This window comes from Synechococcus sp. 'PEA 65AY6A-5F PE A' (assembly GCF_047462575.1).
Taxonomy (GTDB): domain Bacteria; phylum Cyanobacteriota; class Cyanobacteriia; order Thermostichales; family Thermostichaceae; genus Thermostichus.
In genome coordinates this window covers 1-8,913 of sequence record NZ_JAOALE010000057.1, presented here as the reverse complement: position 1 = coordinate 8,913, position 8,913 = coordinate 1, and the positions used below count along the sequence as shown (strand labels likewise).

The following is an 8,913-nucleotide window of genomic DNA, read 5'->3' as shown; positions in this document are numbered from 1 at the left end:
TTCTCTCCTTCCTCTTGAATACCTGTACCCTATTTTAAATTAAAAGGCTGTACTTATTTCCACGCCCAGCAGGCGGTGGAGAAATCGCTCAAGGCGGTCTTGTTCCTGCAACAGATCGAGTTCGAGCGCACACACGATCTGGTCAAGCTGGCGCGCCTGTTAGCGAATCGCGGCGTGACGCTGCCAGTCACGGAAAGCCAACTGCGCCGGCTGAACCCTTTTGCCGTCGCCTTCCGCTACGACGATTTGGAAATCACGCTCGCCTCTGACGATGATCTGACGAGCGTGGTTGCAGAGCAAAAAGGGCGTGGCCAGCAATAGCCCCGAGTAGGCTGCCACCTTCACAGAAACGAAAAAATACTCCCCCGGCGCCAGTTGCAAAAAGGTAACCCCCCGAGCGGGCACCTCCAGCAGGGCGACAATGCGATTCACCACGGCAAAGCAAGCGATGATGCAGATCGCCACCGCGATCACGCTGGCCAACAGGCGGCTGCGCAGCTCTTCCAAGTGCTCCATCAAGGTCATCTCGACCTCGTAGGGAAACTCCGGATCCCGCACCCGACCAGGCTCAGGGGCCGCCGCGGCTTGTTCCGGGGACTCGGTCTCAGAGGCAAGGGTCATGGGCCAAGGTGTAACGAGACGTTCCCCGCTATCTTAGCGCTGCCCCCTCTCCAGGGAAAAGCACTTGCCCAACACTCCTCGCCATTGGGCGGTGGCCCAAGCCCGTTAAGGGGATCCCGGGGCCTGAGCAGATGAAACTGGGAAGGGGAGCGGTTGCAGTTTTTAGCGCTTGCCCAAGCCCAGCGCCTTTTCCACCTGCTGGGCGGCATAGGCCATGGCAAAACAGCAGATGAAGTAGATTAGGCCGATAAAAAACAGCACTTCCCGCTGGGTGCCTAGCCAGTTGGGGTTGGTGAACACCACGCGCCCCGCCTGCAGCAGGTCGATGAGGCCGACAATGAACACCAGTGACGTGTCTTTGAAGAGGGTGAGGAACTCGTTCACCAGCGCCGGAACAGCTGCCCGCAACGCCTGGGGCAAAATCACCAAAGCGGTCACTTGAAAGGGGTTCAAGCCCAGCGCCCGTGCCGCTTCTAGCTGGCCCAGCGGGATTGACTGCAGGCCGCCCCGCACGTCCTCGGCCACGTACACGGCTGTAAACAAGATGAAGGCCACCTCCGCCCGGATGATCAGGTTGACGCTGATCCCCCCCAGAAAGAAGGGCACCAACAGCCAGGCGGCAAACAGAATGGTGGTCAGAGGCACCCCCCGCACCAGCTCGATCACCAGCGTGCAGAAGATCCGGATTACCGGCAACGCCCGATTGGCCCGGCCCAACGCCAGCAACACCCCAATGGGGAAGCCGATGATCATGGCGGCTGCCGCCAAGATCAAGGTCAGCAGCAGTCCAGACAGTTGCTCAGCCCGCACTGCCGGCCAATTGGGGCCCAGGTTGCCCAGCAGCAGCTGCAGACAGAGGGGCAAGATCAAGGCCCAAACCCAGATGGAAGCCAGCCGCCAGGATTCCCGTCCGCGACTGAGGGCAATAGCGGCAAAAGTGACGCCAGAGCAAACCGCCAGCCACCCCTGCGACTGGGTTCCCAAAGGCAGGAAAGCGGCCAAGCCCATAGCAGCTCCCAAGAGAATGAGGTAGTGCAGCAGCACACCGCCCCAAGCCCCCCCCGCTACCCCCAAGGTGGCCAGCACAATTCCCAACACCGCCCACACCCGCCACAGTTGGCTGCTGGGGTAGGTGCCGCTGGCAAAGATTTTCAGGTTGGCCGGGATCACTTCCCAGCGGGCTTGGGTGAACGCCCAGTTCCAGAACAGGGAAATTGCCCAGGCCAACACCAAGGCGGAGACCAAGGTGAGCAAGGTGCTCAACCAGGAGTCGAACAGGTTGCGGCGCACCCAAGCCAGCGGACTTTGTTTCTCCCTGGGGGGGAGTACCTTTTCTTCTACAAGGGGAGAGGAGAGACTGCTGGGCATGGGTTAGCGCTCCACCAATTTGACGCGGGCATTGAGCCAGTTCATGCCGTAGGAAACCACCAGGTTAAAGGTCAGGTAGGTGGCCATGAGGATGGCGAACATCTCCACCGAACGTCCCGACTGGTTGATGATGGTGCTGCTGATGTTGAACAGATCGGAGAAGCCAACGGCAATGGCCAAGCTGGAGTTTTTGATCAGGGTGAGATACTGAGTGTTCAACGAGGGGATCATGATCCGCAGGGCCTGGGGCACAATCACCAAGCGAAAGGTTTGCAGCTCCGACAGGCCGACGGCCCGGGCCGCCTCCCACTGCCCCCGCGGCACCGCCAAAAAGGATCCCCGCACCACTTCGGCAATGTAGCAGCCGGTGTAGGTCACCAAGCCCAGCATCATGGCGGTAAACTCCGCCGAAAGCTGGATCCCACCCCGGAAGTTAAAGCGCTCCAGTACCGGGACATCCAGCCGCACCGGCGGCTCTGGGAAGAGCACCCAGCAGGCCACCGCCAGCAGCACCACCCCCGCAGCCACCCACAGGTTCCGCTGCCGGGATCCCAGCTCGGGTCGGCAGACTAGGAGCAGCTTGCGGATCCCCCACCCAGCCGCGATTACAATGGCCAGCGCGGGAACCAGCCAGCCGCTGGGATCCAACCCGGGCAGCTTCACTCCCCGCTGGTTGATAAAGACAAGCCCGCCGATGGAGAGACTGTTGCGCACCCCCGGCAGGGTGAGGATCACCCCCTGGTACCAGAAGATCACGATCAGCAGCACCGGGACATTGCGAAAGATCTCGGTAACAACGGTGGCCAGCTGGCGGGCCAGCCAGTTGCTGGAGAGGCGAGCCATCCCCAGGACAAAGCCCATCGCCGTCGCCAACACAATGCTGACTGCCGACAGCCAGAGGGTGTTCACCGCTCCCACCGCCAGAGCCTTCAGGTAGCTCTCGGAGGGGTCGTAGGGGATCAGCCCCTCGGTGATCCCAAAGTTGGCGGAGTTGTCCAGAAAGCGAAAGCCCAAACTGATGCCCAGGCGGCGCAGGCTGGCGAGGAGATTTTGGGCGAGGATCCCGAACACCAGCAGCACGGCCACGACAAAGGCCACCTGCAGCAGAACTTTTAGGATGCGCTCATTCCGCCACCAGGGGGGGCGAAGGTGGGACTGGTCGGACAGAGAAGTCATGCGGGGCAAGCAAAAATTCAGAGCACAGCAGAGAATAGGGGATCCCTGGCCGGTACTGACCAACCGGGATCCCTGTCCCAGGGGGGGCGATGGCTCCCGGATTTGCGATTAGCGGAAAGGCGGCGCGTACTGGATCCCACCTTTGGTGTAGGGCTGGTTCAAGCCCCGCGGCACGCCCAAGGGGGTCAGGTGGCGGTCGAAGATCTCGCCGTAGTTGCCCACCGCCTTGATGACATTGACCACCCAATCCGGCTTCAGGCCCAGCAGCTCTCCCAGGTTGCCTTCCTGGCCCAAGAAGCGGCGAATGTCGGGATCCTCGGACTTGAGGAACTCGTCCACATTGGCGCTGGTGATCCCCTTTTCTTCTGCATAGAAGAGGGCGTAGACCGTCCAGTTCATAATGTCGGAGAAACTCTCATCTCCGTGGGGAACCAGCGGCCCCAAGGGCTCTTTGGAGATCACCTCCGGCAAGATCACGTGGTCGTCGGGAGAAGCCAAGCTGGCCCGGCGGGAGATGAGGGCGCTTTGGTCGCTGGTGATGGCATCGCAACGGCCCTCTTCGTAGGCGTTGAAAGAGGAATCATCGCCGTCGAAGGTTACTGGCGTAAAGGCAATGCCACGGGCGCGGAAGGTATCCGCCAAGTTCAGCTCAGTGGTGGTGCCGGCAATCACACAGATGGTGGCCCCGTTCAGGTCTTCCAGCTTTTCCACCCCCAGCGACTTCCGCACCATAAATCCTTGGCCGTCGTAGTAGGTGGTGGGGCCGAAGGTCACCGCCCACTCGCGATCCCGGGTGAGGGTCCAGGTGGTGTTGCGGCTAATCATATCGACCTCGCCCGACTGAATCGCAGACTGGCGATTGGCCGCCGTCAGGTAGACGTATCGAACCTTGTCCGGATCTCCAAAGAGAGCGGCAGCTACTGCCCGGCAGATGTCGATATCAAAACCCACATACTTGCCTTGGTCATCCAGGTTGCCGAATCCGGGCAGTTGGTTGTTTACCCCACAGATCAACTCGCCCCGAGCCTTGATGCGGTCGGTGAGCGGCCCCAGCTGCGCCCAAGCGGGAAGGGACTGCAGGCCCATAGACAACGCCAGTGCCCCGGCCAAGGGAGCCAATCCGTTCAAATGCTTTATCCAGTTCATAAAATTACCCCATGTCAATCCTCAAGATCTTCGTCGTCAACAGTCGTTCATACACGGCACTTCAACCGAGATACCGTGCCATTGAGTTACACTCCTGCCACACCCCATAGAATGGTTTGCCATAGGCGCCTACGATTTTCTCAAAGCCTTACATGTCAGGGCGTATGGAAATGTTGCAGAGGCTACGGTTGTGGCTCGGCCAGTTCTGCCATGGTACCCATGCCTGCTTTGGTGAAACTTAGGGAGTCACCCACCCATGCAAGGATCCCCGCACATAAGGTCTTCACTCTCTCCGCAAAGTGCAGCCAGCGCTGACATTATCCAATGCGAAGATGTTCACAAATGGTACGGCGATTTCCACGTCCTCAAGGGCATTACCACCCGCATCCGCCGCGGAGAGGTGGTGGTGGTCTGTGGGCCTTCAGGCTCGGGCAAGTCAACGTTTATTCGCACGTTGAACCGCTTAGAAGAACACCAGAGAGGGCGCATTGTGGTAAATGGCATTGAGCTAACCAGCGACCTGCGCAACATCGATGCCATTCGCCGCGAGGTGGGCATGGTTTTTCAACAGTTCAACCTGTTTCCCCATCTCACGGTTTTGCAAAATGTAACCCTTGGCCCAATCCACGTGAAAAAGATGAAAAAAAGTGAGGCGATAGAGCGGGCTATGGAACTGCTAAGCCGCGTGGGGATCGCCGAGCAAGCAGAAAAATACCCGGGGCAACTTTCGGGGGGGCAGCAGCAGCGGGCGGCGATTGCCCGCGCCTTGGCCATGAATCCGGCGGTGATGCTCTTCGATGAGCCCACCTCGGCCTTGGATCCGGAGATGGTCAAAGAGGTGCTGGACGTGATGCGGGAGCTGGCCCGCTCGGGCATGACCATGGTGTGTGTAACCCACGAGATGGGCTTTGCCCGCGAGGTGGCGGATCGGATTATCTTCTTCGACCGCGGCAAGATCGTGGAGGAAAACACCCCCCAAGAGTTTTTCAGCAATCCGAAAGAAGAGCGCTCCCGCCTGTTTTTATCCCAGATCCTTTCCCACTAGCGAGTCCTTCAGAAGGGGGTGAGGCGTGCCAGAAAAGCCCCCTCCGGCTCTTGATAGACAATCTGCCCCTGCCAGCCGTTGGCGTGGGCACACTGCAGCAGGGTTTCCGGATCTACAAATAGCCAGGGAAAGGGATCCCCCCGCTGGCCGTTGTACTCGGCTACAAAGTTCACTACCTTGGCTTTTGCCTCGCTCCCTTCCTGCCAATCTTCTGAGCCACCTGCTTCGAGGTGGGCAGGAGCGGCCAGCTTGCCAGAGGGATCTTCCAAGTTTTCTAAACGCCCTCCCTCTTCTGCCGGCAGATTCCGCAGATCTGCGAGGTCGCTGGCATCGCTCAAATCGGTGGAATCCAGGAGCAACTGGCCAGTGGGCTGAACCCAGTGGCGAGCCAGGCGCAAAAAACGCTCCAAGCCCGACAGGGATCCCGCCAAGCCGACGCCGTTCATCAGCAGGAGTAGGGTATCGAAGGGCTCTCCTGGCCCCGCCCAGTGGAAAAGATCGGCGGCAATGCGGCAACACACCCCCCGCTCTGCCATAATCTGCAAAGCCACAGGGGAGCGATCCAAGGCAGCCACGGCCAATCCTTCCTCCTGCAGCAGCAGGCTGTGGCGGCCCGTGCCGGCGCCGATGTCCAGCACCCGACCGCGGCAGAGTTCCAAGGCCAAGGCTTCCACCTCCGGCAGCTCCTGGGTGAAGAACACCTCTGGGGAGACCACCTGGGGCTCTTCCGCCAACGGGATCCCCTCCAGGCCGTAGGCATGCAAGAGCAGGGATCCCTTGGCCTCTCCTCGGTGCCAGTCCCATAGGGCTTGCTCTAAGGGATCCTGAAGTGGGTAATTCTCGACAGCCTTTATCATGGAAGGGGAAAGCTAAACCGTTGACCCGATGGCCATCGTCGCCTTTCTTTACGGTGCCGCTATCGTCCTTTTGCTGATTGCAGCAGTGGTTTGGGCAACATCTCGGCAGTTCAACGCGGAGACCAGACCGCAGGCCGGCACCCCACCAGAAGAGCCCTCCGAGACCTCATCCGTTCCCATTTCCATTGTGGAGCAGCTAGAGCGTCAATACCGCAACAGCCCTTCCTACCGTCCCCGCCCTTAAGTTATTCTTCGAGAAGCCTCTGAAAATCCTTGAAAAGACGGGTTTTTGAGGATCCCTGAGGGCGCGAGCAGTGTCTTTGCTGGCCGAAGGTCGGCGTTTTCTTCCCTGAATCATGGTTGTCAAGTCTCCGCCACCCATTGTCTACATCGTCCTGGGTCTATTGCTCCTCTGGGGCGGTCATCGTGCTTGGCAGGCGGGCTATGTTCGCTGGCCGGAAGGCATTTCTCTACCGCCAGTATCGCTGCCAGGGTTGGGGGGTGGAGCACAAGATCTGCTCCTGACCAGCGGCGAGCGCACCTTGTTTGCCGATAGCAGTCCCGCTGCCGTTGCCGCTGCAGAGCTGTTGCGCCAAGGTAACCTCAGCGCAGCCATCTCGGTGTTGGAAATGGGTCTGCAAAGCAACCGCAACGACCCGGAAGCTCGCATTTTCTTGAACAACGCCCGCGCCCAGCAGCAGGGCAGTCCCTTGAGCCTGGCGGTGGTGGTGCCCATCTCCAGCAACCCCAACCGCGCCAAAGAGACCCTGCGGGGGGTGGCACAAGCTCAGGAGGAGCTTTTCCAACAGGGGGGAATCGGAGGACGGCTGCTGCGGGTAGTGATTGCCGACGATGGCGATAACCCTGAGCGAGCAGCAGCGGTGGCCAAAGCCCTGGTGGCGCAGCCTGAGATCTTGGGGGTGATTGGCCATAACACCAGCGATGCCACCCTGGCTGCAGCCGAGGTTTATCAGCCTGCCGGCTTGGCGATGATCTCCTCCACCTCCACCAGCACTCGCATCAGCATGCTGGGGGATGCCATTTTTCGCACCGTGCCCTCGGATCAAGTGGCCGGCACGCAACTGGCCCGTTATGCTCTCAACACGTTGCGGCTGCAAAGGGTGGCCATCTTCTACAACCCCAACAGCGCTTACAGTACCAGCCTGCGGGACGCCTTTGCCTCCACCCTGACCAGCGAAGGGGGCATCGTGCTGGCGGAGTTCGACTTATCGGCGTCGGACTTCAACCCCCAGGCCAGCCTGCAAAGGGCCGTCGGCCAAGGAGCCCAGGTAGCTTTTTTAGCTCCCACGGCTTCCGTAGCCGAAAAAGCGCTGGCCGTAGCCCGCGAGAACGCTGTAGCTGGTAAGCCCCTTGCTCTTCTGGGCGGCGATGTGCTCTTCAGCCTCACCACATTGCAAGAAGGGGGAGCAGCGGTAGAGGGCTTGGTGGTGGCGGTACCCTGGCATCCCCAGGTGCCGCGCAACCGCGAGTTTGCCCAGAAGGCAGCCCAGCTCTGGGGAGGGCAGGTGAGCTGGCGCACCGCTCTGGCTTATGATGCCACCCGGGTTTTCTTGCAAGCTTTCAGCCAAGGAGCCACCAGCCGCAGCGCTGTGCTGGCCCGTTTGCAGGATCCCAACTTCCTCCTCCAGGACGGGGCTTCGGGAGAGGTGCGCTTCTTGCCCTCCGGCGACCGCAATGCTCCCCATGTGCTGGTGCGGGTTGAGCCCGGCAACCGCTCCGGTACCGGCTACGATTTTGTGCCTCTCCCCTAGGGATCCCGGCAGACGCTACAGTGGGGGATGCTCTCAATCTCCTCAGAATCGAATGGATCCCATGCCCACTCGGATCACAGCCTGCTTTCAGGCGCTGCGCAGCCGTGGTGAAAAAGCCCTCATCCCCTACCTCACCGCCGGGGATCCCAACCTGGAGACGACCTTCGAGGCTTTGCAGGTTCTGGATCAGAGTGGCGCCGATCTCATCGAGCTGGGGGTACCCTACTCGGATCCCTTGGCGGATGGGCCGGTGATCCAAGCAGCAGCCACCCGCGCCCTCAGTCGGGGAGTCACTTTGGGCGCCATTCTACAAGGCTTGCGCTGTCTCTCGCTGCAGGCCCCCCTGATCCTGTTCACCTACTACAACCCCATCCACCAGCTCGGCATCCCCAACTTTCTGCATCAACTGCGGCAGGCCGGCTGTGCCGGCTTGGTCGTCCCCGATCTGCCTCTGGAAGAGGCGGGATCCCTGCGACAAGCAGCCCAGGCCGAAGAGATCGACCTCATCCTGCTGGTGGCCCCCACCAGCCCCCCGGAGCGCATGCGCCGCATTGCCTAGCAGTCCAGTGGCTTTGTCTACTTGGTCAGCACCACCGGCGTTACCGGCGAACGGGCCACCCTGGAAAAGCGGATCCCGGCTTTGCTGCAGCAACTGCGCCAACAAACCCCCCTGCCGATTGGGGTGGGCTTCGGCATCTCCACTCCCGACCAGGCCCGCCAGATCGCTCTCTGGGGAGCAGATGCGGCGATTGTGGGCAGCGCATTTGTGCAACGGCTGGCCAAAGCCCCCACGCCTGAAGAAGGACTGCAACAAATAGCTCACTTTTGTCGAGCCCTCAAAGCGGCCCTGCAAGAGGTGACCACTCCAGAGTGTTACAGCCTGTTAAGGACTCAAGGGGTACAATAGCAGCACTTAGCAAACCAACTT

8 protein-coding genes and 2 pseudogenes are annotated in these 8,913 nt (G+C 60.5%); 5 read left to right on the top strand and 5 right to left on the bottom strand.

Going from position 1 to position 8,913, the window contains the following annotated elements; genetic code table 11:
- Positions 1–75: 75 nt before the first annotated feature.
- Positions 76–213: pseudogene (locus GG26_RS13015) on the top strand (HEPN domain-containing protein); the annotation flags it as partial.
- Here the strand turns inward: GG26_RS13015 and GG26_RS13010 are convergent.
- From GG26_RS13010 to GG26_RS12995, 4 genes are all read right to left on the bottom strand, one after another.
- The gene (locus GG26_RS13010; RefSeq protein WP_414391052.1) at positions 160–516 is read right to left on the bottom strand and encodes a twin-arginine translocase subunit TatC; all 357 of its coding nucleotides are present in this window, start codon (positions 514–516) and stop codon (positions 160–162) included. The pseudogene GG26_RS13015 and the gene GG26_RS13010 sit on opposite strands and share 54 nt — an antisense overlap.
- Positions 517–783: 267 nt before the next feature.
- Entirely contained in the window at positions 784–1,989 is a 1,206-nt protein-coding gene (locus GG26_RS13005; RefSeq protein WP_414391049.1) for an amino acid ABC transporter permease, read from the bottom strand.
- Between the two features lie 3 nt (positions 1,990–1,992).
- Positions 1,993–3,228, bottom strand: a complete 1,236-nt coding sequence (locus GG26_RS13000) for an amino acid ABC transporter permease (RefSeq protein WP_228375474.1) — start codon at positions 3,226–3,228, stop codon at positions 1,993–1,995.
- Between the two features lie 45 nt (positions 3,229–3,273).
- Positions 3,274–4,293 (bottom strand): amino acid ABC transporter substrate-binding protein, encoded by a 1,020-nt coding sequence (locus GG26_RS12995; protein ID WP_414356383.1) that lies wholly within the window; start codon positions 4,291–4,293, stop codon positions 3,274–3,276.
- 274 nt (positions 4,294–4,567) lie between these two features.
- On the opposite strand from GG26_RS12995, the gene GG26_RS12990 reads away from it, so the two are divergent.
- Positions 4,568–5,356: an amino acid ABC transporter ATP-binding protein gene (locus GG26_RS12990; protein ID WP_414391045.1), complete on the top strand. Its 789-nt coding sequence runs from the start codon at positions 4,568–4,570 to the stop codon at positions 5,354–5,356.
- A gap of 8 nt (positions 5,357–5,364) precedes the next feature.
- Here GG26_RS12990 and GG26_RS12985 read toward each other — a convergent pair whose 3' ends face one another.
- A complete protein-coding gene (locus tag GG26_RS12985) occupies positions 5,365–6,213 on the bottom strand; it encodes a class I SAM-dependent methyltransferase (protein ID WP_414391042.1) in 849 nt (282 codons plus the stop codon).
- A 28-nt stretch (positions 6,214–6,241) separates the two neighbouring features.
- Here GG26_RS12985 and GG26_RS12980 point away from each other — a divergent pair, with 28 nt between their 5' ends.
- The 3 genes and pseudogenes from GG26_RS12980 (at position 6,242) to trpA (ending at position 8,892) form a co-directional block, all read left to right on the top strand.
- The gene (locus GG26_RS12980) at positions 6,242–6,457 is read left to right on the top strand and encodes a hypothetical protein (RefSeq protein WP_414391039.1); all 216 of its coding nucleotides are present in this window, start codon (positions 6,242–6,244) and stop codon (positions 6,455–6,457) included.
- A gap of 112 nt (positions 6,458–6,569) precedes the next feature.
- Positions 6,570–7,985 (top strand): ABC transporter substrate-binding protein, encoded by a 1,416-nt coding sequence (locus tag GG26_RS12975; protein ID WP_414391037.1) that lies wholly within the window; start codon positions 6,570–6,572, stop codon positions 7,983–7,985.
- A gap of 61 nt (positions 7,986–8,046) precedes the next feature.
- Positions 8,047–8,892, top strand: a pseudogene (gene trpA / locus GG26_RS12970) (tryptophan synthase subunit alpha).
- Positions 8,893–8,913: the final 21 nt, after the last annotated feature.